This window comes from Allosediminivita pacifica, assembly GCF_003054175.1.
Classification (GTDB): Bacteria; Pseudomonadota; Alphaproteobacteria; order Rhodobacterales; family Rhodobacteraceae; genus Allosediminivita; species Allosediminivita pacifica.
The window spans coordinates 1-23,794 of the sequence record NZ_QBKN01000021.1 but is presented as its reverse complement, the minus strand read 5'-3'; the positions used below and the strand labels follow the sequence as shown (position 1 = coordinate 23,794).

Annotated in this window: 26 protein-coding genes; 16 read left to right on the top strand and 10 right to left on the bottom strand. The window is 65.6% G+C overall.

Features of this window, described 5'->3' with window-relative positions; translation table 11 throughout:
* Nucleotides 1-17: 17 nt before the first annotated feature.
* A complete protein-coding gene (gene petB / locus C8N44_RS15735; RefSeq protein WP_107977733.1) occupies nucleotides 18-1,364 on the bottom strand; it encodes a cytochrome b in 1,347 nt (448 codons plus the stop codon).
* 12 nt (nucleotides 1,365-1,376) lie between these two features.
* Nucleotides 1,377-1,955 carry a ubiquinol-cytochrome c reductase iron-sulfur subunit gene (gene petA, locus C8N44_RS15730; RefSeq protein WP_107977732.1) on the bottom strand — a complete coding sequence of 193 codons (579 nt, stop codon included), beginning with the start codon at nucleotides 1,953-1,955 and terminating at the stop codon, nucleotides 1,377-1,379.
* 210 nt (nucleotides 1,956-2,165) lie between these two features.
* Between petA and C8N44_RS15725 the strand changes: the two genes are divergently transcribed.
* Nucleotides 2,166-2,822, top strand: a complete 657-nt coding sequence (locus C8N44_RS15725; RefSeq protein ID WP_107977731.1) for an outer membrane protein — start codon at nucleotides 2,166-2,168, stop codon at nucleotides 2,820-2,822.
* A 4-nt stretch (nucleotides 2,823-2,826) separates the two neighbouring features.
* Here C8N44_RS15725 and C8N44_RS15720 read toward each other — a convergent pair whose 3' ends face one another.
* From C8N44_RS15720 to C8N44_RS15705, 4 genes are all read right to left on the bottom strand, one after another.
* Entirely contained in the window at nucleotides 2,827-3,429 is a 603-nt protein-coding gene (locus tag C8N44_RS15720) for a glutathione S-transferase (protein ID WP_107977730.1), read from the bottom strand.
* A gap of 64 nt (nucleotides 3,430-3,493) precedes the next feature.
* Nucleotides 3,494-4,420: a tyrosine recombinase XerC gene (locus C8N44_RS15715; protein ID WP_107977729.1), complete on the bottom strand. Its 927-nt coding sequence runs from the start codon at nucleotides 4,418-4,420 to the stop codon at nucleotides 3,494-3,496.
* On the bottom strand, nucleotides 4,417-5,124 hold the full coding sequence (locus C8N44_RS15710) for a DUF484 family protein (protein ID WP_107977728.1): 708 nt from the start codon (nucleotides 5,122-5,124) through the stop codon (nucleotides 4,417-4,419). The genes C8N44_RS15715 and C8N44_RS15710 overlap by 4 nt, the downstream gene beginning before the upstream one ends.
* A gap of 178 nt (nucleotides 5,125-5,302) precedes the next feature.
* A complete protein-coding gene (locus tag C8N44_RS15705) occupies nucleotides 5,303-5,995 on the bottom strand; it encodes a winged helix-turn-helix transcriptional regulator (protein WP_107977727.1) in 693 nt (230 codons plus the stop codon).
* Between the two features lie 304 nt (nucleotides 5,996-6,299).
* Here C8N44_RS15705 and C8N44_RS15700 point away from each other — a divergent pair, with 304 nt between their 5' ends.
* From C8N44_RS15700 to C8N44_RS15675, 6 genes are all read left to right on the top strand, one after another.
* A complete protein-coding gene (locus C8N44_RS15700; protein WP_107977726.1) occupies nucleotides 6,300-6,848 on the top strand; it encodes a hemerythrin domain-containing protein in 549 nt (182 codons plus the stop codon).
* Nucleotides 6,849-6,881: 33 nt separating this feature from the next.
* Nucleotides 6,882-7,352 (top strand): DUF427 domain-containing protein, encoded by a 471-nt coding sequence (locus C8N44_RS15695; RefSeq protein WP_107977725.1) that lies wholly within the window; start codon nucleotides 6,882-6,884, stop codon nucleotides 7,350-7,352.
* A 43-nt stretch (nucleotides 7,353-7,395) separates the two neighbouring features.
* The gene (locus tag C8N44_RS15690) at nucleotides 7,396-7,671 is read left to right on the top strand and encodes a DUF5665 domain-containing protein (RefSeq protein WP_107977724.1); all 276 of its coding nucleotides are present in this window, start codon (nucleotides 7,396-7,398) and stop codon (nucleotides 7,669-7,671) included.
* 82 nt (nucleotides 7,672-7,753) lie between these two features.
* Nucleotides 7,754-8,146: a hypothetical protein gene (locus tag C8N44_RS15685; protein WP_107977723.1), complete on the top strand. Its 393-nt coding sequence runs from the start codon at nucleotides 7,754-7,756 to the stop codon at nucleotides 8,144-8,146.
* A 267-nt stretch (nucleotides 8,147-8,413) separates the two neighbouring features.
* The gene (locus C8N44_RS15680; protein ID WP_107977722.1) at nucleotides 8,414-8,620 is read left to right on the top strand and encodes a cold-shock protein; all 207 of its coding nucleotides are present in this window, start codon (nucleotides 8,414-8,416) and stop codon (nucleotides 8,618-8,620) included.
* Between the two features lie 139 nt (nucleotides 8,621-8,759).
* Entirely contained in the window at nucleotides 8,760-9,245 is a 486-nt protein-coding gene (locus C8N44_RS15675) for an REP-associated tyrosine transposase (RefSeq protein WP_107977721.1), read from the top strand.
* Nucleotides 9,246-9,265: 20 nt separating this feature from the next.
* Here C8N44_RS15675 and uvrB read toward each other — a convergent pair whose 3' ends face one another.
* Nucleotides 9,266-11,461: an excinuclease ABC subunit UvrB gene (gene uvrB / locus C8N44_RS15670; RefSeq protein ID WP_107977720.1), complete on the bottom strand. Its 2,196-nt coding sequence runs from the start codon at nucleotides 11,459-11,461 to the stop codon at nucleotides 9,266-9,268.
* A gap of 189 nt (nucleotides 11,462-11,650) precedes the next feature.
* Between uvrB and C8N44_RS15665 the strand changes: the two genes are divergently transcribed.
* From C8N44_RS15665 to C8N44_RS15635, 8 genes are all read left to right on the top strand, one after another.
* A complete protein-coding gene (locus C8N44_RS15665) occupies nucleotides 11,651-12,124 on the top strand; it encodes a hypothetical protein (protein ID WP_107977719.1) in 474 nt (157 codons plus the stop codon).
* A 421-nt stretch (nucleotides 12,125-12,545) separates the two neighbouring features.
* Entirely contained in the window at nucleotides 12,546-12,857 is a 312-nt protein-coding gene (locus tag C8N44_RS15660; RefSeq protein WP_107977718.1) for an ETC complex I subunit, read from the top strand.
* A gap of 244 nt (nucleotides 12,858-13,101) precedes the next feature.
* On the top strand, nucleotides 13,102-13,269 hold the full coding sequence (locus tag C8N44_RS23420; protein WP_158274069.1) for a DUF6880 family protein: 168 nt from the start codon (nucleotides 13,102-13,104) through the stop codon (nucleotides 13,267-13,269).
* Between the two features lie 446 nt (nucleotides 13,270-13,715).
* A complete protein-coding gene (locus C8N44_RS15655; RefSeq protein WP_244641104.1) occupies nucleotides 13,716-15,152 on the top strand; it encodes an ABC transporter substrate-binding protein in 1,437 nt (478 codons plus the stop codon).
* Nucleotides 15,153-15,208: 56 nt separating this feature from the next.
* The gene (locus tag C8N44_RS15650; protein WP_107977716.1) at nucleotides 15,209-16,126 is read left to right on the top strand and encodes an ABC transporter permease; all 918 of its coding nucleotides are present in this window, start codon (nucleotides 15,209-15,211) and stop codon (nucleotides 16,124-16,126) included.
* Nucleotides 16,123-17,082 carry an ABC transporter permease gene (locus tag C8N44_RS15645; RefSeq protein WP_244641103.1) on the top strand — a complete coding sequence of 320 codons (960 nt, stop codon included), beginning with the start codon at nucleotides 16,123-16,125 and terminating at the stop codon, nucleotides 17,080-17,082. Before C8N44_RS15650 ends, C8N44_RS15645 begins: the two co-directional genes overlap by 4 nt.
* Before the next feature lies 1 nt (nucleotide 17,083).
* Entirely contained in the window at nucleotides 17,084-18,910 is a 1,827-nt protein-coding gene (locus tag C8N44_RS15640; protein WP_107977715.1) for a dipeptide ABC transporter ATP-binding protein, read from the top strand.
* Complete coding sequence (locus tag C8N44_RS15635; protein WP_107977714.1) at nucleotides 18,907-20,244, top strand: lyase family protein; 1,338 nt, start codon at nucleotides 18,907-18,909, stop codon at nucleotides 20,242-20,244. Before C8N44_RS15640 ends, C8N44_RS15635 begins: the two co-directional genes overlap by 4 nt.
* 4 nt (nucleotides 20,245-20,248) lie before the next feature.
* On the opposite strand, the gene C8N44_RS15630 is transcribed toward C8N44_RS15635, so the two are convergent.
* The 3 genes from C8N44_RS15630 to C8N44_RS15620 all read right to left on the bottom strand — a co-directional run bounded on the left by C8N44_RS15630 (nucleotide 20,249) and on the right by C8N44_RS15620 (nucleotide 22,536).
* Entirely contained in the window at nucleotides 20,249-21,178 is a 930-nt protein-coding gene (locus tag C8N44_RS15630; RefSeq protein WP_107977713.1) for a LysR family transcriptional regulator, read from the bottom strand.
* A 252-nt stretch (nucleotides 21,179-21,430) separates the two neighbouring features.
* A complete protein-coding gene (locus C8N44_RS15625) occupies nucleotides 21,431-22,210 on the bottom strand; it encodes an SDR family oxidoreductase (protein WP_107977712.1) in 780 nt (259 codons plus the stop codon).
* Nucleotides 22,207-22,536 carry a nuclear transport factor 2 family protein gene (locus C8N44_RS15620; protein ID WP_107977711.1) on the bottom strand — a complete coding sequence of 110 codons (330 nt, stop codon included), beginning with the start codon at nucleotides 22,534-22,536 and terminating at the stop codon, nucleotides 22,207-22,209. Before C8N44_RS15620 ends, C8N44_RS15625 begins: the two co-directional genes overlap by 4 nt.
* A gap of 160 nt (nucleotides 22,537-22,696) precedes the next feature.
* Here C8N44_RS15620 and C8N44_RS15615 point away from each other — a divergent pair, with 160 nt between their 5' ends.
* Complete coding sequence (locus C8N44_RS15615) at nucleotides 22,697-23,605, top strand: LysR family transcriptional regulator (RefSeq protein ID WP_107977710.1); 909 nt, start codon at nucleotides 22,697-22,699, stop codon at nucleotides 23,603-23,605.
* Nucleotides 23,606-23,794 lie beyond the last annotated feature (189 nt).

The following is a 23,794-nucleotide window of genomic DNA, read 5'->3' as shown; positions in this document are numbered from 1 at the left end:
CGAAAGTGTCCTTTCTCTTACTCGGCCGGCGTCGGATCTGCGACGGTCTTGGTCCCGCCGGTCTTGGCGGCGTGGGCCTTGAAGTCGTCGTCGATGGTCGCGGGCTGGGGCAGCGGTTTCTCGATCACGCCGAGCAGCGGCAGGATGATCAGGAAGTAGGCGAACCAGTAGGCCGCCCCCATCAGCGAGATGTAGGGGTAGATGCCTTCGGCCGGCATCGCGCCGCCCCACATCAGGACGAAGAAGTCGACGACCAGGAGCCAGAACCACCACTTGAAGGAGGGGCGGTAGCGCCCCGAGCGCACCGAGGAGGTGTCGAGCCAGGGCGTCAGCGCCAGCACGGCGATGGCGCCGAACATGGCGAGCACGCCGAAGAACTTGGCGTCGACGATGCCGCCGGTCACGAAGCTGGCGATCTGGACGACCCAAACCTCGGAGTCGAAGGCGCGCAGGATCGCGTAGAAGGGCAGGAAGTACCATTCCGGAACGATGTGCGCGGGCGTCGAGAGGGGGTTCGCCTCGATGTAGTTGTCGGGGTGGCCGAGGTAGTTCGGCATGAAGCCCACGATCGCGAAGAAGATGATCATGATCACCGCGAGGGCGAAGAGATCCTTGATCACGTAGTAGGGCCAGAAGGGCACGGTGTCCTTCGCGGCATCGGCCTTGGAGGTGCGGCGCACCTCGACCCCGGTGGGGTTGTTGTTGCCGGTGGTGTGGAAGGCCCAGATGTGCACGATCACGAGCCCGGCAATGACGAAGGGCAGGAGGTAGTGCAGCGAGAAGAAGCGGTTCAGCGTGGCGTTGTCCACGGCGGGCCCGCCCAGCAGCCAGGTCTGGATCGATTCACCGATGAAGGGGATCGCGCCGAAGAGGCCTGTGATCACGGTGGCGCCCCAGAAGGACATCTGGCCCCAGGGCAGCACGTAGCCCATGAAGGCGGTGGCCATCATGGCGAGGTAGATCAGCATGCCGATGATCCAGGTGACCTCGCGCGGGGCCTTGTAGGAGCCGTAGTAGAGGCCACGGAAGATGTGCGCGTAGACCGCCACGAAGAAGAGCGAGGCGCCGTTGGCGTGCAGGTAGCGGAGCATGTGCCCGCCGTTCACGTTGCGCATGATGTGCTCGACGCTGGCGAAGGCCATGTCGACATGCGGCGTGTAGTGCATCACCAGCACGATGCCGGTGACGATCTGCAGCGCGAGGCAGAAGGTCAGGACGATGCCCCAGATCCACATCCAGTTCAGGTTCTTGGGCGTGGGGATCATGATGGTGTCGTAGAGCAGGCCGACGATCGGCAGCCGCTTGTGCAGCCACTTCTCGCCCCCCGTCGACGGTTCGTAATGATCGTGCGGAATTCCGGACATGGGCGCGTCTCCTTATCCGAGCAGGATCGTGGATTCGTCCACGAATTCGGCAGCCGGGATCGGCAGGTTCTCGGGGGCGGGACCGCGACGGATGCGGCCTGCGGTGTCGTAGTGCGAACCGTGGCAGGGGCAGAACCAGCCACCCACGCCGTCTTCGGCCTGGAAGTCGCCGGCGTTGCCGATCGGCACGCAGCCAAGGTGGGTGCAGACGCCCATCTGGACGAGCCATTCGCCTGTTTCGTCGAGGGCGCGGTTCTCGTCGGTGGCGGGGACGTCGCCCTGGATGTTGGCGTTCCGCGCGATCGGGTCGACGAGGTCGCCGAGGTCGACGGAGCGGGCCGCCTCGATCTCGGACTCGGTGCGGCGGCGGATGAAGACCGGCTTGCCGAGGAACTGCACGGTGAGCTGGCTGCCTTCGCTGACGCCCGAGACATCGACCCGGATGGTCGACATCGCCCGCACGTCGGCGGAGGGGTTCATCTGGTTGGCCAGCGGCCAGATGGCAGCGCCCGCAACGACGGCGCCGGCCCCTGCCGTGGCGTAGTAGAGGAAGTCCCTCCGGGTGCCTTCGTGGTCTTCTGCATGCGACACGAATCTACTCCTTCGCTTCGGGCCGGTGGTTTGGCCGCAAAAAGGGTGGTGGCCGCGTGGACGGCGGCGTTCGGACGGCTATTTAACGGGAGGCGGTTGACCAGTCCAGAACGCAAACCCGCCTTGCCGACGGAAGCGCGGAAGTGTCGCGGTTGAAACACCTGCATTGCAATGCTTATTTGCCGCTGAATTCCCCGGGGGACATCGGACATGAAGACCTTGTTGATCAGTGCGGCCATGGTTGCCGCGACGGCCGGTGCTGCGGCAGCGGAAATGGAGTTGTCGTTCTACACCGGCTACCAGACCGCGCCGCACAGCCGTGTCGACGGCGATCTGCCCGGCGGCGGCGGTAGCTACGACGAGCTTTTCGGCTGGGAGGGCAAGTCCTTCGAGATGCCGCCCTACTACGGCGTGCGCGGCACCTGGTGGCGGTCCGAGACTATCGGCTATGGCATCGAGTTCAGCCATAACAAAGTCTACGCGGACAAGGACGACCGCGAGGATCTGGGCTTTGACCGGCTCGAGTTCACCGACGGTTTGAACATCCTGACTGCCAACGTCATGCGCCGCTGGCCCGAGCTTTGGGGCGGGGCGACGCCCTACGTGGGCGGCGGTCTGGGGATCTCGGTCCCGCACGTGGACGCGGAGTATCCGGCGGGTGATTCCGACACCTTCGGGTATCAGCTGACCGGCCCGGCCGCGCGTCTGACCGCCGGCCTGAGCTATCCGATCAACGACCGCTTCGCCGTCTTCGGGGAGTACCAGTTCACCTACACGAGCAACGATGTCGATTTCGACAACGATGGGTCGATGGACGTGGACATCAAGACCAACGCGCTGAACGTCGGTATCGCGATGCGCTTCTGAGGCGTCACTCGGGGCGCGTGGCGATCATCGAGTCCCGCGCCTTGAACCCGGCTTCCCACTCCGCAAGGGCGGGATGCGCCGCCCGCCAGGGGCGGTCGGCGTGGCGGAAGTCGAGATATCCCAGCGCGCAGGCGCAGGCGATCTGACCGGCATCGAGCGGCCCGTTGAGGTGGCTCATCCAGCGGCCTTCCAGCGCGGCAAGTGCGCGTGTGACCTTGGCCCACTGGCCTTCGATCCACGGGTCGTAGCGCAGGTTTTCCGGCCGGAAGCGGCCTTCGTAGACCATCAGAACCGCCGCCTCGAGGATGCCGTCCGCGGTCGCCTCGAGCGTCAGCGTGTCCCAGATTCGGGCCTGCGGGTAGAGCTTTGTCCCGGCGACGTGATCGAGATAGCGGCAGATGACGCGGCTGTCGTAGAGCGTCGGGCCCTCGTCGCGGACCAGCGCGGGCACCTTGCCGACCGGGTTGGCGCTGGTCAGCTTGCTGTCGGGATCGAGCGGCGAGGCGGTGACCTGCACCATTTCCACCTGATCCATGAGCCCGGTTTCGTGCAGCGTCACGAGCACCTTGCGGACGAAGGGCGAGGGGCCGGCCTTGAGCAGTTTCATGACGAGAACTCCCGAACTTGCAACTTTGTCCCGGGGATAGGGCCAGCGGCGCCGGCTGGCAAGCTCAGCGCGCCTTGGGATGTGCGGCCTCGTAGACCTTCATGAGCTGGACCTCGTCGACCGAGGTGTAGGCCTGCGTCGTCGAAAGCGAGGCGTGGCCGAGCAGTTCCTGGATGGCGCGCAGGTCGCCGCCGGCGGACAGCAGGTGCGTGGCGAAGCTGTGGCGCATGGCGTGGGGCGTGGCCGTGGCGGGCAGACCAAGCTGCAGGCGGGCCTTTTCGGTGACCTTGCGGATGAGCCGGGCATTGAGCGGCCCGCCGCGCTGACCGCGGAAGAGCGCGTCGTCGTGCGTCATCTCGTAGGGGCAAAGCTGCAGGTAGACCTCGACCGCCTTGCGCGCGGCGGGAATGACGGGGACGATGCGTTCCTTGCCGCCCTTGCCGGTGATGCGCAGCGCCTCGCCCAGCGGCAGATCGCGGCCGGTGAGGCCGAGCGCTTCGGAAATCCGCAGGCCGCAGCCGTAGAGAAGGGTCACGACGGCGGCGTCGCGGGCGCCGATCCAGCTGTCCTTTGCCTGCACCTCGACGCTGTCGATCATCGCGCGCGCGGCGTCCTTGGTCAGTGGGCGGGGCAGCTTCTTCTGGAACTTGGGCGCGCGGGCCGAGAGGACTGCGGTGGGTTCGAACCCCTCGCGGTCGGCCAGCCAGCGGTAGAAGCCGCGCACGGCGGAGAGCTTGCGGGCGACAGAGCGGGAGCCGACGTCGTCGCGCCGCAGGTGGGCCATCCAGGCGCGCATGTCCGAGGTGGTCACGCGGGCGAGCGGCGCAAGGCCCTGCGGCTCGCCCTTGTGGTGGGTCATGAAGGCGATGAAGTCGAGCAGGTCGGTGCGGTAGGCGGTGAGCGTGTTCTTCGCCGCGCCGCGCAGGGCGCTCTGACCGGCCAGCCAGTCGTCGAGCGCGGCAAGCGCGGCGGGGGAGATTGCGGCTGTCATCCCAGCCAGCGGCGCATGGTCCGCTCAAAGACCCCGCCGAAGAAGGTCAGCAGGTCGGTGCCCTGCTGCGGCGTGAACATGTTGCCGTCCTCGGAGCCCATGAGAAGCAGGCCGGTCAGGCGGCCCGGGCCGAAGTCGAGCTTGAGGCAGGCCTCGGAGCGGATCCAGGGGGCCTTGTCGCCATAGAGGGCGGGATCGCCCTGGTCGACCTGGCGCAGGGTCACCGGGCGGACCGGGGCTTCGCGGCCGGCGGAGATGTAGGCGTCGGTGAAGCCGGGATCGGCGACCGAGAGGACCTCGCCCAGACGGCTGACGGCGGGGTCGTCCTCGCTCTGGGTCGATTCGAGCACGAGGCGGATCACGTCGACGCGCAGGATCTGGGCGACGTCGCCTCCGAGATCGCGCAGGAAGGGCTCGAACGCGACCGGGTCGAGCATCCGCAGGATGGCGCGGTGGATCTGGTTGGTGCCGGCAAGGTTCTCGTAGGCGGCGGCGATGACGCTACGGTGCGTGTCCTCGAGCCGGTCGAGCCGTTCTTCGAGCCGCTCCATGGCGACGCCGCGCAGGTCGACGATGTTGCCGCCCATGTTCCGTTCGTTGGTGTCGATCAGCGCCTGCATCACGTCCTTGTCGTCAAGGATGATGTCGGGTTGCGCGATGATGGTCTCGCGCAGGCTGTCGTCGATGCTGCTGGGTCGTGTCATGGGGCCTGTTCCTGCTCGTCCGCGGGGCGACGTGCATGGGATCATGGCCGCAGCGCCCGTCTTGCGATTTTTTCGGGCATTTCTGCCAGCTTAGGGCGTCATGTCAACGAAAAGGCGCCCCGGCGGGCGAAGCCGCGGGGCGCTGGTGCATGGGCGACACCGGGTGTCGCGCGAGCGATCAGGCGGCGATGCGCTGCGGAATGGCGTCGGCCGAGACCGCGAAGCGGTAGCCCGAGCCGCGGACGGTTTCGATGGCGACGGCGCCCTCGGCCAGGCCGAGGTGGGCGCGGAGATTGCACATGTAGACGTCGAAGACTCGGGGGGCGGGTTCATCCTCCAGCCCGTAGATGTGGCTCAGCAGGGCGTCGCGGGTGACGAGCGTGCCCGGGCGCAGCGCGAGGTATTCGAGGATCTCGTAGAGCTTGGGCGAGAGCGAGAGGGTCGCGGCACCGATCTGGGCGCGCCGTTCCTTCAGGCGGATGCGCAGCGGGCCGTAGTCTATCTCGCCGTGCGAGATGCCGCGTGCCCGGCGGGCCACGGCGTGCAGGCGCGCGACCACTTCCTCGGGGTCGGTGGCTGCGTCGATGACCATGGCGGCCCCGTTGTCGAGCCACTTCGCGACCTGCGCGGAGGTTGCCTTGCGTGCGAGCACGCAGATCGGGGTACGGCGGGCGAGAACCGAAAGCGCCGAAAGCCGGACCTGGGTGGCCAGGGCTGCTGAATCGAGCACGATCAGGTCGTGCGCGCCGCATTCGAGATAATGTGGGATGTCCTCGGGCCGGTCGGTCCGAGTCAGCAGCGTGCCGTTGTTGGCAAGCGCGACAGCAAGAGACATCGTTTCCCAGGTGGTTTCCGCGATCAGGTAACGCAACTTCAGATCCTCACCGTTTTGGTTGGGGCCCGCCGGTGACCCGACAGGGGCCACACACATGGCAATTGGGCTGATCCGTCCGGAACGTTCTGTGGGGAGGGGACCGTCTGAGGCCCTTTCTGCGGCCGGTGAGGATGGATAGCAGGAAATTATGGCCGGAGTTTGAACGAGGAAGGGCGGAATGCATCGCTTTTGACCGATTTGCACAACCGATGGGCGTGCGGAAAGGCACAGGCGCCGTGATTTGACCGCGGCGTACCGGATGCCATCATTCGGTGAACTCCCTGATGAGAAAGGCGCAGGTATGGACGAGCTGGATCTGAGGTCACGCGCGGGATTGCCGGACGCGCTGCGCGCGTTGCTGGAAAGCTATCCGCGCGACGAGTGGGAGGCGCATGCCAACTTCTCGGGGCTGGTGGAATTCTGGCTCGACCGGCACCTGATGTTCCGCAAGCTGACCACGGCGCTGAACGAGGATTCCGAGGCGGTCATGGACGGCAAGATGGATGTCGAGGCCCAGAAGGCGCGGCTGTCGCGCTTTGGCGGCATGCTCGTGCAGCAGCTTCACGGCCATCACCAGATCGAGGACATGCACTATTTCCCCGTGCTTTCGGGGATGGAGCGGTCGCTGGAGCGGGGCTTTTCCATCCTCGACAAGGACCACCACGCTATGGACGGGCTGCTGGAGCGTTTCACGACCGGGGCGAACGGCGTGTTGCGGGGCCAGGTGGAGGTAGGGGCCTTCCGCGAGGAGCTGCTCGATTTCGACGCACTTCTGAGCAGGCACCTCGAAGATGAGGAAGAACTCATCGTTCCGGTGATCCTCAAGCACGGATCGGGCGGTCTTCATTGAGAAGGTGTTGCGCTTGGCGCTACCTTCGGATTCATGCCACTGACACCTGAAAATGTCGAAAGCTATCCCATCACGCCCCTGATCGAGCCTGTGCCCGACGAGATCGTGGTCCGGCTGGGCGGCGTGGATATCCTGCGGACGGTCTGGGGGCTCCGCGTGCTCAAGCGGGGGCAGGCGCCGACCTACTACCTGCCGCTCGAGGATCTGCGGGCGGACCTGCTGGCGCTGCCGGGCGAGGGGATCTGCGCCTGGTGCGCGCAGGCCTACTACTGGACACTGAGAGCCGCGGGCGTGACCGCGGAATGCGCGGCCTGGGATCACCCGGAAGCACGCGGGCGCTACAAGTCCCTGCGCGGGCATATCGCGCTGTCGGCGCTGTCGATGGAAAGCTGCCGCGTCGGCGGGGCGGCGGCCTTGCCGCAGCCCGGCGGGCGGTATGGCGGTTGGGTCACACCGAATCTTCGTGGGCGGATCGAGGGCGCACCCGGCCCGCAAACATGGTAGGACGGCCCGGCGCGCCACGCAGGCGCAGACCAACGGGACGTTCATGCCGACCGAAACAGAAATTCTGAGAACCGAGGTTCACGAACTCCGGATGGAGCTCGGGCGGATCCGGTCCCACAACTATTTCCGGGCGCACACCCGGTGGTACCGGATGATGTACTTCTACTTCATCCGCGGGGTGGCCATGGGCCTCGGGACGGTCATCGGCGCCACGGTGCTGCTGTCGGTCATGCTGTGGCTTCTGGCGCAGGTGGAGTTCCTGCCCATCGTCGGGAAATGGGCGACCGAGATCGCCCGGATGGTCGAAGCGGGCACCTGAGGCCCGAAGGCGGGATTCCGGACTTTGTGACTTCCGCGGGGCAGGGTAGCTTTCCGGCATTCCATTGTGCCGGGAGGCAAATATGTTTCGAATCCTGATTCTGACGGCCGGTCTTGTGCTGGCGGGCGCTTCGGGCGCGCGGGCACAGCAGTTGCTGGCCGAGTATTACACCCTGATCGCGGGGCCGGATCTTTTCAATTCGAGCGGCGCGCGGCTGGGATCGCTCGATGCCTTTCTCCAGCAGGACCGGGCGAATTTCCACCGCTTCGGAAGGGCGCATCCGGAGGACGGGTGGGACCCTCTCTTTACCTCGACAGGCGCGCGGCAGGCGATTCCGCAGCTTTATGCGGCGGGCGGGGGAAACCCGCAGATCGAGGCCCAGATGCGGCAGTACGGGTCGGCCTATATCCTCGTGAGGGTCTGGGGCTACGGCGGGCGTCCGGCCTTTCTCGAGGTCTATCAGGGCGCGGGCTGAGGGTGTCCCGGGCCGGGACATTTTTCGGATCGAACGATTCCAAGGGCTTGGCTGCTCGCGTTAACCGCCTGTCAGGATTGTCCCGCGCGGGCAGGCTGAGCGTCGCGAGGTTCCCCTTGCCAGATGGCTGCAAACCTGTCACTTGGGAGGGGCTTAGACTTTCTATCGACCCTGTTTTCCTTCACCGGCACGCAGTCATTCGATCCAGGACGCGCTATGCCGAGCCGCTGCAGTTCCGCGAGCGGTACCGACAAAAGGAAAACACACATGGCCACCGGCACTGTGAAATGGTTCAACACCACCAAAGGCTTCGGCTTCATCGCACCCGAGACGGGCGGCAAAGACGTGTTCGTGCACATCTCCGCCGTTGAGCGTTCGGGCCTCACCGGCCTCGCCGACAACCAGAAAGTGTCCTACGATCTGGAATCCGGTCGTGACGGCCGTGAGAGCGCGACGAACCTCGAGCTGCTCTGAAGCCTTCTTCCGGTTTTCCGGAGAGATGCGACGCGGTCCCTGCAGGGGCCGCGTTTTTTTGTGTTTGTTTTATGGGGTGCGTGCGAGCACGCACCCTACGTGAGGGTGGTCTTAACGTTGTTTCGGACCCTCTTGGGGGATGCCGAATTACATCCGACCGCGGGCGCCTGGCGCGACCATCTTCTTTACCGTGACACTGGCCGAGCGTGGGTCGGATCTGCTGGTGCGTGAGATCGACCGCTTGCGTGGGGCCGTCGTTGCCACGCGGCGCGAGCGCCCCTTCGCCGTCGACGCCTGGGTGGTTCTGCCGGACCACATGCACTGCGTCTGGACCCTGCCCGAGGGGGATCGCGATTTCCCGACGCGCTGGCGGTTGATCAAGTCGCGATTTTCGCGCGGATTGCCGAAGGGGCCGCTGCGTGCGAGCCATGTGGCCCGGATGGAGCGCGGAATCTGGCAGCGGCGCTATTGGGAGCACCATATCCGAAACGCGGAGGATTACGCGGCGCACGTCCAGTATTGCTGGCATAGCCCGGTGAAACACGGGTTCGTCACGTGCCCGGAGGCATGGCCCTATTCGTCGATCCATCGGTCGACGGACGCGACCCCCCATGCCAGGCCGTAGGGTGCGTGCTCGCACGCACCCTACCTTTTGCGTTTCACATTGCCGCCGCGCTGGCCCGGCTTGCCGGAGGTGCTCCGACCCTTCGACTTCGTGGCCTCGGCCGAGGCCTTCTCGACCGCCTGCTGGCGGGCGAGGGGGTCGTCGGCGACGGCGAGGTCCACGGCCTCGAGGCGCTTGATCTCGTCGCGCAGGCGGGCGGCTTCCTCGAACTCAAGGTTCTCGGCCGCCTTGCGCATGTCGGTACGCAGCCCGTCGAGCATGGTCTGCAGGTTGGCGCCGGCGTGCTTGTCGTCGATCTTGGCCGTCACGCGGTTCATGTCCACGTCGCCCTGGTAGAGCCCGGCGAGGATGTCCTCGACGTTCTTCTTGATCGTGGCGGGCGTGATGCCGTGTTCCTCGTTGTAGGCGATCTGCTTTTCCCGGCGGCGGTTGGTTTCGCCGATGGCGCGCTCCATGCTGCCGGTCATCCGGTCGGCGTACATGATCACACGTCCCTCGGAGTTGCGCGCGGCGCGGCCGATGGTCTGGATCAGCGAGGTCTCGGAGCGCAGGAAACCTTCCTTGTCGGCGTCGAGGATGGCGACGAGCCCGCATTCGGGGATATCGAGCCCCTCGCGCAGAAGGTTGATGCCCACCAGCACGTCGAAGGCGCCGAGCCGGAGGTCGCGCAGGATCTCGATCCGCTCGATGGTGTCGATGTCGCTGTGCATGTAGCGCACGCGGATGCCCTGTTCGTGCAGGTATTCGGTCAGGTCTTCGGCCATGCGCTTGGTCAGCACGGTGGCAAGCGTGCGGAAGCCCGCCTGGGAGACCCGGCGGATCTCGTCCAGCAGGTCGTCGACCTGCATCTCGACGGGCCGGATTTCGACCTGCGGGTCGAGCAGGCCGGTCGGGCGGATGACCTGTTCGGTGAAGACGCCGCCCGACTGATCCAGTTCCCAGTTGGCGGGCGTGGCGCTGACGAAGACCGACTGGGGGCGCATGGCGTCCCATTCCTCGAACTTCAGCGGGCGGTTATCCATGCAGGACGGCAGGCGGAAGCCGTGTTCGGCCAGCGTGAACTTGCGCCGGTAGTCGCCCCGGTACATGCCCCCGATCTGCGGAACCGAGACGTGGGATTCGTCCGCAAAGACGATGGCGTTGTCTGGGATGAACTCGAAGAGCGTCGGGGGCGGCTCGCCCGGCGCCCGGCCCGTGAGATAGCGCGAGTAGTTCTCGATCCCGTTGCAGACGCCGGTGGCCTCGAGCATCTCGATGTCGAAATTGGTGCGCTGCTCGAGCCGCTGCGCTTCGAGCAGCTTGCCCTCGCCCACGAGCTGGTCAAGCCGCTGGCGCAGCTCCTTCTTTATCTGGATGACGGCCTGCTGCATCGTCGGCTTGGGCGTCACGTAGTGCGAGTTCGCGTAGACGCGGATGCGGTCGAAGTTGCTGGTCTTCTCGCCCGTCAGGGGATCGAACTCGGTGATGCCTTCCAGCTCCTCGCCGAAGAAGGACAGGCGCCATGCGCGATCCTCGAGGTGGGCGGGCCAGATTTCCAGGGTGTCGCCGCGCACCCGGAAGCTGCCGCGCTGGAACGCGGCGTCGTTGCGGCGGTACTGCTGAGCGACGAGATCGGCCATGACCTGCCGCTGGTCGTATTCAGAGCCTACGTGCAGGTCCTGGGTCATGGCGCCGTAGGTCTCGACCGAGCCGATGCCGTAGATGCACGAGACCGAGGCCACGATGATGACGTCGTCGCGTTCGAGCAGGGCGCGGGTGGCCGAGTGGCGCATGCGGTCGATCTGCTCGTTGATCTGGCTTTCCTTCTCGATGAAGGTGTCGCTGCGCGGCACGTAGGCCTCGGGCTGGTAGTAGTCGTAGTAGGAGACGAAGTACTCGACCGCATTGTCGGGGAAGAAGTGCTTGAACTCGCCGTATAGCTGCGCTGCCAGCGTCTTGTTGGGGGCCAGGATGATGGCGGGACGCTGGGTTTCCTCGATCACCTTGGCCATGGTGAAGGTCTTGCCCGTGCCGGTGGCGCCGAGCAGGACCTGATTGTGCTCGCCCTCCATGACCCCCTGTGACAGTTCCGCGATGGCTGTCGGCTGGTCGCCCGCCGGGGCGTATTCCGTGTGCATGACAAAGCGCTTGCCGCCCTCGAGCTTTTCGCGCGTCGCCACGTCGGGCGCGGCGGCGTGCAGGATGGGCTCGGACTTGTCGGAGTGGGCGTAGGGCATCGGGGATTCCTTGTTCCTGTCCCCTAGATTGAAGCGCGGCGCGCGGGGATCAAGGGCTCGGCGTCCCCTGGGACATCTTGAGGCCATTTATGTTTCATCCCGCGGCCGCGTGGAAGGCGCGCTGCGCGGGCCGGATTTGATTTGTCGGTCATTCTGTGGTGACATTTCAGAACGACGAGGGAGCGGCTTATGCCGGGAGAGGAATTGCAGGTCGGTGACCCTTGGGAGGCGGTTCCCGGAACCGAACGCACCTTTGCGGCCGGGCCCGGCGGGCGGATCGAGATCTGCCTCGCAAGATCGCAGAACGGCCTCGAGTTCAGCTACGGAATCGCGGAGGGCGTGGTCGACCGAGAGAGCCTTTCGGCGGCGACGCGTCACCTGATTTCGGACCCGCGGCTGGGCGCACGGCGCCCGACGCTGTGGGACCTGCGGCACCATGATTTCGACCACACGCCGGTGGTGCGTTTCCGCGGCTATGCCTTCATCTTCTCCGAGTTTCCCGAGCGCAGCGGGGTGCGGCGCGGCTACCTGGTCAGCAGCGATACCGGCTACGGCATGATGCGGATGTTCCAGCTCTCGGCGAGCGGCTATGGTCTGGAAGACGAAGCGCGGATCCGTGTCTCGGCCGACGCCGGGGCGCTTGTGACCTGGCTGCAGGCGTGACAGTCGCCGGCTTCGTGAAGTGTCCGGTTGCCCTGACACATGCCCGTTTGGCCGGCAACTGAAGTGGGGGCGCTCGTCGATCTGTTGCTTTGATCTGACGGTGCAAAGTGTCGCGGTCTGCCTCTTTTCCGAAAGGCACTCAGTCGCTTACGCTGCGTCGTTCATCGCAAGGCGAAGTGCTGCCGCCGGCACTGACCGGATTTGCCGGTTGCGGGGCCTGCGACGCGCCGGGTAGTTTTTGCCCGCAAGCAGGCGTTTGGCCGGATGGCGCTCCGGACACACCCACCCCTCGCTCCCCTCGGGATCCAGCCGACCGACCGCCGCTTGCGGTTCCCGCCTTCTGCGACAATTCAATCGGTTCAAAGGCTTGCCCGCGAGCGCCTGATGCCCGATATAGCAGGGGATCGATCAGGAGGTGACCATGCGCGCACGCATCTACCGGCCAGCCAAGACCGCCATGTCCTCGGGGCAGGGGCGCACGAAGCACTGGGTCCTCGACTACGTGTCCGAGAGCCCGCGCGAGGTGGATCCGCTGATGGGCTGGACCTCCTCCGACGACACGCAGGCCCAGGTGAAGCTGCGCTTCGACACCAAGGAAGAGGCGCTGGAATACGCGCGCGAGCACGGTATCGACGCGCAGGTCTTCGACCCCAAGGTCCGCCGCCCGAACGTGCGGGCCCGCGGCTACGCCGAGAACTTTGCCCACGACCGCCGGACGACCTGGACGCACTGAGCGTGTAGATCGGGGCAAGGCTGCCTCGAAACCGGGGCAAAGATCCCGCGAAGCCAGGTTCCTGAGCAATTCGCAGGGCCTCGAGCCGCATCAGGTATGTGGCCAGACGCCTCGAAAACCCGGCCAACATTGGCTTCAACAACATGCAGGGCGCCCTCGTGGGCGCCCCTCTTGTATCCGGATCGCGCATTGAGGGCCGCCGTCGGTGACGGCCACCGCCGGCATCCCTCCTAGGGAGGTCGCGATGGCGGGCACGGCGGTCAGCAGGAAGAACCTGGTCGAACCGGGCGCCGATACGGTCGCCGGCCTGCTGCTGAACGCGGTGAAGGCCGATGCGGCGCGCCAGCGGCGGGTGCGACTGGTGCTTGCGGCGGGCCAAGGCCCGGCGACCGTCACCGCCGGCGTGCGCTAGCGCTTCGCCTCGATCCGGCGCGGCCGCAGCCTTCTGCCTCGCAAGGCGAAGCGCACGTCGCTCAGGAACACGCCCGAACAACTGGCAGAGGCCACCATTGCCCTTTCCGACGCGGCACGGCTCTCGGCGGCGCGCCGCCCCGTGAACGCGCTGCAGACGCACGTGAAATTCTCTTGTATCCCATCGCTTTCAGAGGCGCGAAGCTTCCGGAAAGTTCGGCAACTGTCGCGGCTGAGGCCGCAAGAGAGCGGTCTATAGTTCGAATTTTTGCAACTATTTATCCAATCATTGCAGTTTATACATCTCCTGCGCCGCCGTAGGGTCTCGGCATCATCAGCTCTGGGAGGAGTGATATGCTGAGAACTACCGTTGCCCTAACCGCCCTGTGCACCGCTTTATCCGGTGCCTTGCCAGACGCTGCAGAGGCGGGAAGGCAGGACGACACCTTGCGCGTCGCACTTGCCGAGGAAATCCTGAACCTCGACTACAACTATACGACCAAGCGCGAATACATCATCATGGCGGAGCTGACCGACGCCACTCTATTCGAGCTCGACCCCGAAACACAGGAATTCGGTGCGGCCGTCGCCACCGACTGGAATTGGGTCGACGACACCACGCTCGACGTCACCCTGCGCGAGGGCGTGACGTTTCATGACGGATCGGAACTCACAGCGGCGGACGTGGCCTACACCTACAACTGGATCGTCTCGGAGGAGAGCGAAGCCCAGGCCAAGGGCACGATCGAGCGCTGGCTCGACAATGTCGAGGTGACGGGAGATCTGTCGCTGCGGTTTCACCTCAAGTCGGTCTACCCGCTTGTGCTTCGCGACATGGCGCAGCGGGTGAAATTGCGTCCCGAGGGCGCTTACGAGGCTGATGACGGCAGCATCGACGAGAGTGCGATGGCGTCCGACCTGATCGGCGCAGGCCCCTACAAGGTCGTAGCGTTCGAGCCGGGACAGGAGGTCGTGCTGGAGCGCTTCGAGGACTACTGGGGCGAACGTCCCGCCATCGAAAACGTGGTCGTGCGGAACCTGCCCGACATCGGCACGCAGCAGGCCGAGCTCATGTCCGGTGGCGTCGACTGGATGTTCAAGGTGCCGCTCGATGTCGCGGAGTCGCTCGGCAATACGCCGCAGGCGACGCACCTCTCCGGGCCGGATCTTCGCGTCGGTTTTCTCGTGCTCGATGCCGCAGGTTACACCGACGAGGAAGGCCCGCTGACCAACGTGAAGGTGCGGCAGGCTGTGAATCACGCGCTTAACCGCGAGGAGATGTCGAAGTTCCTGATCGGCGGCTCGTCCGAGCCGATCCACACGCCCTGCCATCCAGCGCAGTTCGGTTGCACCGAGGACATCCCGGCGTATCCCTACGATCCCGAGAAGGCTAGAGCCCTGCTTGATGAGGCTGGCTACGGTGACGGTTTCCGGATGGATCTCTGGGCCTACCGCGACAAGCCGGCGGCCGAGGCCATTGCCGCCGATCTCGAGGCGGTCGGCATCGATGTGAACCTGCGCTACGTCAAGCTCGCCTCGCTGAACCAGGCGCGCGCGCAGCAGGAGATCCCGGCCTATTTCGGAACCTGGGGTTCCGGCGGTACTGCCGACACCGCCGCCATCGCGCGCGTGCATTTCTCCTCCGAGAGCGACCGCAACCTCTCCGGGGATGGCGAACTGACGGAAACCGTGCTCGCCGCCGAAAAGACCGCCGATCCGGAAGAACGCAAGAGGCTCTACGAAGAAGCGCTCACGACCATCGCCGAGCAGGCGTATTGGGCGCCACTGTTCTCGTATTCGCAGAACTACCTTGTGAACCCCGAACTCGATTTCCCGCTCAGCCCTGACGGGCTGCCGCGCCTCGACGAGTCGTCGTGGAAGTGAAGTAGGACGGCTCCCGCGCCGGCCCCGGCGCGGGACGTCCGAGGGGAGGAGACCTCATGTTCAGATACATCCTGCAACGCGGCGCGCTGGCGCTTGCGGTGGCGTTCACGGTGTCGCTGGCGACGTTCTTTCTGCTGAACGTTGCCACCGACCCAGCCTACGCCATCGCCGGGGAAGACGCGACGCCAGAAATGCTGGCGCAGATCCGCGAGACACATGGCCTCGACCGGCCGCTCGCCTCTCGCTATTTCGACTGGCTCGGCGGCGTACTAACCGGCGATTTCGGCGAAAGCTACTACTGGAACAAGCCGGTTGCCGAACTCGTCGCCTCTCGCGCGCCGACGACCATTGCACTGGCACTCTCGGCCCTGTCGGTGACCATCCTGATCTCGATACCGCTCGGCGCGTTGGCTGCGCTCAAGCCCAATTCATGGGCCGACCGTTTCGCGCTCGGCGTCGCGGTGTCGGCGCAGGCGGTGCCGAACTTCTGGCTCGGCCTCATCATGATCATTCTCTTCGCGGTGACGGTCCCGATCTTCCCCGTCTCGGGCGACGACACGTGGCTGCACTTCGTTCTGCCCGCGTTCGTTCTCGGGGCAAGCTCGGTTCCCGCCGTCATGCGTCTCACCCGCACCGGGCTCATCGAGGTGATGGACAGCGATTACATCCGTACCGCCCGCTCCAAGGGCTTTCGCGGCATGCCGCTGCTGACCCGACACGCGATGCGCAATGCCATCCTGCCGGTCGTGTCGGTTCTGGCCGTGCAACTCGGGCAGAAGTTCGGCGGCTCCGTCATCACCGAGAGCATCTTCGCGATCAACGGGCTGGGACGCCTCGCGCTCGAGTCGATTCTCGGCTCGGACATTCCGACGGTGCAGATGCTGATCTTCGTCTTCGCCCTCGTCTTCGTGGCCATGAACCTCCTGGCCGACATCATGAACGCAGCGCTGGACCCGAGGATCCGCATCGGATGACCATGACTGACGCAGACCCCGCACAGACCGACCCGACGCAGCCCCATGCCGCGCGCAGCGCCGTCGCCGCTACCGACGATAGGCGCGAGGCGCTGCCTCCGACGCCGCGCCGCCTCGCCCTGACCCGGGCATACGGGCACGGCGGGTTACTCATCGGCAGCACGATCATCTTGTTGCTGATATTGACCGCGATCTTCGCTCCGCTTCTCGCGCCGCACGATCCCTTCGCCCAGTCGCTCAGCGCACGGATGCTGCCGCCTGTCTGGTCCGAGGGCGGCAACGCCGAATACCTGCTGGGCACCGACCAGAACGGCCGCGACTATCTCAGCCGGCTTATCTACGGCGCCCGCATCTCGCTGATGATCGGCCTCGGGGCCGCCAGCATCGGCATGCTGATCGGCGTTACCCTCGGCGTCACCGCCGGCTATTTTGGCGGCTGGATCGATCATGCGGTGAGCTTCCTTCTAACCGCGCAGCTCGCGTTGCCGGGTCTCCTGCTCGCCATGGCGCTCGTCTTCATCATCGGCCCGTCCGTATGGGTCGTGATCTGCATCGTCGGCGTGTTGCATTGGACCTACTACCTCGTAGTGACCCGAGCCGCGACGCAGCGCATCCGGAGCCTCGATTTCGTCGCCGCCGCGCAGGCCGCGGGCTCGACGCCGGGGCAGGTCATCCGGCACGAAATCCTGCCCAACCTCGTGAGTTCGATCATCGTGATCTTCACCTTCGAACTCGGCATTGCGATCCTCGCGGAATCGAGCCTGTCCTTCCTCGGTGTGGGCATACAGCCCCCGATGCCGTCCTGGGGCCTGATGATCGCCGAGGGGAAGCAGTCGATGTTCTACCGCCCCTGGCTGGTGGTGCTGCCCGGCCTCTGCCTCTTCGCGCTCGTGATCGGCGCCAACCTTCTCGGTGACGGCCTGCGCGACGTGACCTCGCCCGACGGGAGGAACTGATATGCCCATGCTCGAGATCGACAATCTCTCGGTGACACTCGACCTGCCCGCCGGCCCCCTTCATGCGGTCCGGGACGTCTCGCTCAGCCTCGATCGGGGCGAGAGTCTCGGCATCGTCGGGGAAAGCGGCTCGGGCAAGTCGATGTCCGCGCTTGCGCTGATGCGGCTCTTGCCGCGGCGCGCACGGATGGGGGCGGGTGCAATTCGCTTCGACGATGTGGACCTAGGCGGCTTGGACGACGCGACCTTCGCAGGCGACTACCTCGGCCCGAAGCTCGGCATGATCTTCCAGGAGCCGATGACCTCGCTCAACCCGGTCTACCGGATCGGGCGGCAGCTGACGGAGGCGAGCGTCCGCGGCGGCAAGCTAACGGCCTCTGCTGCCCGCCGACGCGCGATCGAGCTACTGGACCGGGTCGGCATTCCCGAACCTGAGGCGCGGATGGCGCAATATCCCCACCAGCTTTCGGGCGGCCAGCGCCAGCGCGTGATGATCGCGATGGCGCTCATGATGGAGCCGGACCTGCTGATCGCCGACGAGCCGACGACGGCGCTTGATGTGACCGTCCAGGCCCAGATCATGGAACTGCTCGAGGACCTGCGTCGCGAGATGGGGATGGGCATGATCCTCATCACCCACGATCTTGCCGTGGTTGCCCGCAACGTCGACCGCGTCGCTGTCATGTATGGCGGCGAAGTCGTCGAGGCCGGCGATGCTGCTCGAGTGCTGCATATGCCGAGGCATCCCTACACGCGCGCGCTTCTCGGGGCGATCCCGCGGACTGACGGGCCTGCGCGAAAGCTGGAGGCGATCCCGGGCACGGTGCCGTCGCTCTATGCGCGGCCGGAGGCCTGTGTTTTCGGGCCCCGGTGTCCGCAGGCCCGCCCCGAGTGCCAGGAAAGCGTTCCGCCGGTCAGGGGGGATTCCAATCACTGGCGTCGCTGCGTGCTCGCCGCTGCGGAGCTTCGTGCGACGCAACATGCGCCCGAAGCGATCGAGCGCGCACGCGCGGACGTTGAGGAGATCGCGCTCGAGGCGAAGGGCGTGACGCGCGTCTTCCGAAGTCGTAAGGGCCCGTTCGGTCCACCGCACGAGATCCGTGCCGTCGACGACGTGAACCTCGACGTAAAACGTGGTGAGATCCTCGCCCTCGTAGGTGAAAGCGGGTCGGGCAAGTCGACGCTCGCGCGCATGCTGCTCGGCCTTGATGCACCAACGACCGGGGAGATCCTCCTCGATGGTACGCGCGTTTCTGACATGGCGCCGATGGATCGCGCGGGCCGCGTTCAGCCGATCTTTCAGGACCCCTATTCCTCGCTGAACCCCCGCCGCACGCTGGCTGAGATCATTGCCCGTCCGCTTGCGCTTCGCGGCGAGGGTGATGCCCGATCCCGCCGCCGGAAGGCGTGCGAGATGATGGAGCTTGTTCGCCTGCCGGATCGGCTACTGCACTCGTATCCCTCGCAGCTCTCTGGTGGTCAGCGCCAGCGCGTTGCCATCGCCCGCGCGCTGGTGACTGATCCCCGGATGCTGGTCTGCGACGAGCCCACCTCGGCGCTCGACGTCAGCGTTCAGGCGCAGATCCTCAACCTTCTCGTCCAGTTGCAGCGCGATCTCGGCCTGACCTGCCTACTCATCACCCACGATATGGCGGTGGTCCACCAGGTCGCGACCCGCGTGGCGGTCATGCTGAACGGACGGCTAATCGAGGCCGGTCCTGCGGACGAGGTGCTGACCAATCCCGCAACAGACTACACAAAGCGCCTATTGGCGGCGGCACCTCGGTTCGAGCGTGACGACGCCCAGACCAGGGATTTGGCGGTATGAAGGACCAACACCTGCAGGACATTACCCCCGAGACGCTCTTTTCAGACCGCACGCTATGGCAGGCATGGCTTGATGTCGAAGCGGCTCTGGCCCGGGCGCAGGCGGAGATTGGCATGATCCCTGCTTGGGCGGCGGAGGAGATTGCCCGCCATGCCCGCATCGAAGCCATTGGCGAGGACCGCCTGCGGGCCTCCATCGCGCTTACGATGGCCCCGATCCTGTCGCTGACCCGCTGCCTTGCGGAAGACGCCGGCGAGGCCGGTCGATACGTGCACTGGGGCGCTACGACGCAGAACGTGATGCAAACCGGACGGTTGCTGCTGATCAGGCGTGCGCGGGCAGGTATCGACGATGCACTTGCGCAAGCATTCGGTCGGCTTGCCGATCTGGCGCGCGAACATGCCGAGACACCGATGGCAGGTCGAACCAACCGTCGGCACGCCGTGCCCATCACCTTCGGCTTCAAGGTCGCCGGCTGGATCGATGAACTTTCGCGCGCGGTCGACCGCCTCGACGACGCCGGGGCGCGCACCTTCCGGCTGCCGTTCGGCGGCGCCGTGGGCGCATTTCATGGCTACGGAGAGGACGGGCCGGCGCTGATGGCGGCGCTGGCGAACGAGCTGGACCTTGGTGAGCTCCTTGTCCCCGGGCGCACGGTGAACGACCTCTTCATCGAGCTCGTGATGCAGCTCGGCATGTTCGGTATGACGACCGAACGTATCGCCCGCGAGGCCTATGTTCTGATGACCGAGGAAATCGGTGAGCTTAGCGAAAGGCTCGAGGTCGGTGTTGTCGGCAGTTCGACCATGCCGCACAAGGTAAACCCCAAGCACGTCGTGCGTCTGCAGGCCGAGTGCGCCCGCCTCAGGGCTCAGACCGCGCCCGCCCTCGAGGCTGGATTGCCCAGCCACGAGGGCGACGCTGCCGCCAATCATCTGCTGTCCTCGGTGCTCGACACGGCGCTCCCGCTCGGTTGGACCGTCGCACGCGATCTCGCGCGTTTCCTCGACCGTCTCGAGACACATCCGGTCCGGATGCGGGAGAACCTGACGCGGTCGGGTGGTCTGGTCGCGACCGAGCGTCTGATGATGGCGCTTGCGCCGGTCACGGGACGCTCGCGCGCGCACGATCTGGTGCATCACGCGGTCGAATATGTCGCGGAAAGCGGGGCAGAGCTCGAGACGACGCTTCTGACCGTTCCCGAGGTCCGCGCCCTCGGCGCGGCGGAGGTGCGCACGTTGCTCGATCCTGCCGGCTATACCGGACAGAGCGCGGGAATCGCGCACCGGCTGGCGGATGTTGCCGAGAAGCGCGCCGCGGCGCTACGCGGCTGAGCACTCAGATCAGTTCGAGCATCGCTGCTGCGGCCGGATCTGCTGCCCGACGTGCCTCAATGACCTCGCTCACCGCGTCGAGGAATGCGGTGGCGAGCGGTGCGCGCGGCCCCGGTGCATGGATGGCCGCATACGTCACGGGGCGCGTGTCTGCGAGCGGCCGCAAGACCGCCTCATCGTCGTGCTGCAGATCGACCGACGCCCGGTCGGTCAGCGTGATGCCCAGCCGATCCCGCACGAGCTGCAGCGCCACGATGCTTGAGCTCGTCTCGACCGCGACATCCGCTTCGTGACCAGCGAGCCCCATGACCTGATCCAGCCGGTCGCGCCAGCGTTGCCCTGGCCGTAGCGCTACGAAACGTTCGCCGGCGATATCCTCGACCGTGATGCTGTCCTTCCTCGCAAGCCGGTGATCGCGCGGCATCAGCACTTCGTTCCGGGCCTCGAGGATCGGCTCCACGTCCACGTCGAGGATCGCGTTTTCCACCGGCAAAGAGATAATTCCGAGGTTGTAGCCCCGCGCAGCAACCTTGCTTTCGATGTCGAACCGCGTCTCGACGTTGAGCGAACATTGCATCGATCGCCCTCCGGCTTCCATCCGAGAGAGCGCAGGCGACACGAGCGTGCGGGCGATCGGCGCCGCGGTCACAAGCGACAGCCGGCGATGCGAACGGTTGCGAATGTCACTCGCAAGCCTCGGGATCTCGTCCAGCCCATCCAGGGTCTGGACCAGCCGACGGTAGAAGGTGTCCCCATCATCGGTAAGGATCAGCTGCCGCTTCTCCCGGCTGAAGAGCGTGATATCGAGTTCGGTTTCAAGTAGCGACAACAGTCGGCTCGCAGCGGAGTTGGAGACGTTCAACCGTCGCGAGGCTTCCGCCAGTGATCCCGTCAGGACGATCTGGCGAAAAAGCTGAAGGGATTTGAGATTCATTCGGACTCCGGTGTGCGTTCAGCATGCCCAGACGGTTTGTTCGTTATGGCACCCTATCGATCCCGTCATTCTTTCGGCCAGTTCAATCTTCGAGATGATTGGCCAAGCCCAGCAAGAAAGCATTGTGGATGCCGTGGCCGGTGGCCAGTCCAGCACCCGTGCGGATCCGAGGGCCAGGCCAGAAGTTCGTTCGCAAGGAACTGCTTCGAACAAGTCGTCTCCTGTTCAGGAATGGGTGAATGATAGGATGCCTCACACTGTCGGCACGGTGCCGCCATCGATCACGTATTCGGTGCCGGTGATGGTACCCGCGCGGTCGGAGGCGAGGAAGGCGACGAGGTTCGCGATCTCCAGCGGCTTGGATGGGCGCCCGATCGGCACCCCGCCGAGCGACTCCATGATCATGTGCTTGCCCGCTTCCACGTCGACCCCGTGCTCCGCCGCGAGGCGTTCGGCCAGTTCGACCGAGGACTCCGTCTCGATCCAGCCCGGAGAGACACGGACGACCCGCACACCCTTTGGCGAGACCTGCTTTGACAGGCTCTTGCTGTAGGTTGAAAGGGCCGCCTTGGCGGCGGCATAGGCGGTCGTCGCCTCTGGCAGAGGAAGCTCGCGCTGGATGGACGTGACGTGGATCACGACGCCGCTGCCCCGTGCCTCCATATCGGGAACGAGCGCACGGTCGAGGCGGACCGCCGGCATCAGGTTCAGGTTGAGCTCGCTCTGCCATTCCTCCTCGCCAAGCGCCCTGTAGCCGCCGGCGGGCGCCGAGGAACCGCCGAGCATGTGGACGATGATGTCCACGCCACCCAGCCTCTCGCGCACGGCCTCGGCCACCTCGGCGCAGCCCTCGGCCCGGGTCAGGTCTGCCGCCACGAACCGGTTTTCCGGCATCTCCGGCGGCCTTGTCCGCGCGGTCGCCAGGACGTCGGCGCCAAGCTCCTTGAACAGGGACACGGTCGCTCCTCCGGCACCGCGTGTGCCGGAGGTGACGAGGGCCCGTTTCCCCTCAAGGGTCAGGAAGGGGCTCATGGCACGATCTCCAGTTCGGCGATCTGGTCGCCGCGGAGAACGAAAAAATAGCGCAGGTCGACCGGGCTCCCGGGGAAGTTGCCGACGAGATGGCTGGTGACGATCGTGCGCTGGCCGTCCTCGGCGATGTCGAACGGCTCGACCGTGTAGGTGTATTGCGTGGAAGCGTTCGCCATCCATCGTCGGATCGCGTCGCGGCCCGTGTAGGTGTTGCCTTCGTCGACGACGGTGGCGTCCTCGGTGAAGCATTCGGATATCGCCTGTGCGTTGCCTTTCTTGTCGGCCGAGAAATAGGCGGCGATCACGTCGGGAAGTTCGATACTCATGGTGGGTCTCCTTTCTGGATAGGCATCAGTGGTGGCTACCGATCTCGCGGCTTGCCCTCCGGGTCGCATTGGGACCGGCGCCCTGAGCACGAATTTAAGGCTTTGACACAATGCGGATAAGCGGGACTAATCTGGACGTGGAGTTTGGGTTCTCGGGATAATGGCGACCTACAAGCTGGCCGATTTCGACGCGGTCCTGGCGATCGCCCGGAGGGGATCTTTCCGGGCCGCGGCGCTGGATGTGGGAATGTCCACGAGCGCGCTCAGCAGCGCGGTCTCGAAGCTTGAGGAGCAGCTCGGCGTGCGGCTCTTCAATCGCACGACCCGCAGCGTGTCGCTGACCGCCGCCGGGCAACGTTTCGTCGATCAGGTAAGCCCGGCGCTCAAGGACATTCGCGGCGCGATCGATACGGTCCGGTCGCAACAGGAGACGCCCAGGGGCATTCTGCGGATCAACACCTTCGCCACGGCGGGCCGGGAGATCCTGGCGCCGTTCGTCCTCGAATACCTGCGGAGGTTTCCGGGGGTGCAGATCGATCTCGTGACCGAAGGCAACCTCGTGGACATCGTGGCGGAGCGGTTCGATTTCGGGGTGCGCAGCCAAGACCTCGTGCCGAGCGACATGATCGCCATCCCGCTCGGGCCTGCGCGGCGTCACGCGGTGGTCGCGACACCCGCTTACTTCGAGGGGCGGGAACCGCCGAAGGTGCCCTCCGACCTCATGGCGCATGCCTGCATCCGCACGCGCCTGCCGAACGGCGCGCTCTTTCGCTGGCAATTCGAATCCGAGGGGCAGCCGGTGCAGGTCGATGTCGAGGGGCCGATCACGCTGGACGAGGCCAGTCTCGCGCGCATTGCCGTGCTCGATGGTCTGGGTATCGGGTTCTTCATGGAGTCGGACGTGCGGGACGATATCGAGACGGGGCGCCTGGTGCGTGTTCTCGACGGCTGGACGCCACCGCTGGCGCCGCTTTGCCTATATTATCCCAGTCGACGCAATCCGCCGGCGGCCTTCAAGGTCTTCGTCGATCTCGCACGGGAACTCGCGCGATCCTCGCGGGGCCGCTGAGGGCGCCGGGGAAACGTCGCGCAGTTCCTAGTGCCCTCGGGCCGGGACAGGCAGGGCAAGGGTGGGGCAGGGGAGCTTCGGCTGGCTGCTCTGCCCCCTGAAAACTGGACCGTTTGAAGCTGGAGTTTTCGGCTAATCTTTCCTGGCTGGGAGAGGAGCGGAAACGCATGAAGGCATCGAAGTTCACGG

Coding starts and splice junctions, on each gene's coding strand:
- petB (WP_107977733.1), bottom strand. CDS start 1,364: ATGTCCGGAATTCCGCACGATCATTACGAACCGTCGACGGGGGGCGAG.
- C8N44_RS15725 (WP_107977731.1), top strand. CDS start 2,166: ATGAAGACCTTGTTGATCAGTGCGGCCATGGTTGCCGCGACGGCCGGT.
- C8N44_RS15720 (WP_107977730.1), bottom strand. CDS start 3,429: ATGAAACTGCTCAAGGCCGGCCCCTCGCCCTTCGTCCGCAAGGTGCTC.
- C8N44_RS15715 (WP_107977729.1), bottom strand. CDS start 4,420: ATGACAGCCGCAATCTCCCCCGCCGCGCTTGCCGCGCTCGACGACTGG.
- C8N44_RS15710 (WP_107977728.1), bottom strand. CDS start 5,124: ATGACACGACCCAGCAGCATCGACGACAGCCTGCGCGAGACCATCATC.
- C8N44_RS15700 (WP_107977726.1), top strand. CDS start 6,300: ATGGACGAGCTGGATCTGAGGTCACGCGCGGGATTGCCGGACGCGCTG.
- C8N44_RS15695 (WP_107977725.1), top strand. CDS start 6,882: ATGCCACTGACACCTGAAAATGTCGAAAGCTATCCCATCACGCCCCTG.
- C8N44_RS15690 (WP_107977724.1), top strand. CDS start 7,396: ATGCCGACCGAAACAGAAATTCTGAGAACCGAGGTTCACGAACTCCGG.
- C8N44_RS15685 (WP_107977723.1), top strand. CDS start 7,754: ATGTTTCGAATCCTGATTCTGACGGCCGGTCTTGTGCTGGCGGGCGCT.
- C8N44_RS15680 (WP_107977722.1), top strand. CDS start 8,414: ATGGCCACCGGCACTGTGAAATGGTTCAACACCACCAAAGGCTTCGGC.
- C8N44_RS15675 (WP_107977721.1), top strand. CDS start 8,760: ATGCCGAATTACATCCGACCGCGGGCGCCTGGCGCGACCATCTTCTTT.
- uvrB (WP_107977720.1), bottom strand. CDS start 11,461: ATGCCCTACGCCCACTCCGACAAGTCCGAGCCCATCCTGCACGCCGCC.
- C8N44_RS15665 (WP_107977719.1), top strand. CDS start 11,651: ATGCCGGGAGAGGAATTGCAGGTCGGTGACCCTTGGGAGGCGGTTCCC.
- C8N44_RS15660 (WP_107977718.1), top strand. CDS start 12,546: ATGCGCGCACGCATCTACCGGCCAGCCAAGACCGCCATGTCCTCGGGG.
- C8N44_RS23420 (WP_158274069.1), top strand. CDS start 13,102: ATGGCGGGCACGGCGGTCAGCAGGAAGAACCTGGTCGAACCGGGCGCC.
- C8N44_RS15650 (WP_107977716.1), top strand. CDS start 15,209: ATGTTCAGATACATCCTGCAACGCGGCGCGCTGGCGCTTGCGGTGGCG.
- C8N44_RS15645 (WP_244641103.1), top strand. CDS start 16,123: ATGACCATGACTGACGCAGACCCCGCACAGACCGACCCGACGCAGCCC.
- C8N44_RS15640 (WP_107977715.1), top strand. CDS start 17,084: ATGCCCATGCTCGAGATCGACAATCTCTCGGTGACACTCGACCTGCCC.
- C8N44_RS15635 (WP_107977714.1), top strand. CDS start 18,907: ATGAAGGACCAACACCTGCAGGACATTACCCCCGAGACGCTCTTTTCA.
- C8N44_RS15630 (WP_107977713.1), bottom strand. CDS start 21,178: ATGAATCTCAAATCCCTTCAGCTTTTTCGCCAGATCGTCCTGACGGGA.
- C8N44_RS15625 (WP_107977712.1), bottom strand. CDS start 22,210: ATGAGCCCCTTCCTGACCCTTGAGGGGAAACGGGCCCTCGTCACCTCC.
- C8N44_RS15620 (WP_107977711.1), bottom strand. CDS start 22,536: ATGAGTATCGAACTTCCCGACGTGATCGCCGCCTATTTCTCGGCCGAC.
- C8N44_RS15615 (WP_107977710.1), top strand. CDS start 22,697: ATGGCGACCTACAAGCTGGCCGATTTCGACGCGGTCCTGGCGATCGCC.